Source organism: Cupriavidus sp. SIMBA_020, assembly GCF_046535395.1.
Classification (GTDB): domain Bacteria; phylum Pseudomonadota; class Gammaproteobacteria; order Burkholderiales; family Burkholderiaceae; genus Cupriavidus; species Cupriavidus campinensis.
The window spans coordinates 1-266 of sequence record NZ_JAWRWU010000738.1 but is presented as its reverse complement, the minus strand read 5'-3'; the positions used below and the strand labels follow the sequence as shown (position 1 = coordinate 266).

At 62.8% G+C, this 266-nt stretch carries 1 pseudogene; it reads left to right on the top strand.

The window, feature by feature from the left end:
• Positions 1-266 (top strand): annotated as a pseudogene (locus SB751_RS31290) (IS110 family transposase); the annotation flags it as partial.

The window sequence follows — 266 nt, the reverse complement described above, 5'->3', positions numbered from 1 at the left end:
ATGCGCGCGCGATCTGGACCGCGGTGCAGCAGTCGAGCGTGAAGTCGGTGGCGGTCAAGAGCGAGGCTCAGCAGGCGGTATTGGCGCTGCACCGGATGCGCCAGCAACTGATTAAGTTCCGCACGATGCAGAGCAATGGCCTGCGCGGATTGTTGACGGAGTACGGCGAAGTTATGGCAGTCGGCCGCTCGGCGTTGAACAAAGCAATAGCGGATGTGCTGGCGCGCTTGAGCGAGCGGCTGCCGGCGGTGCTGGTGAACACACTA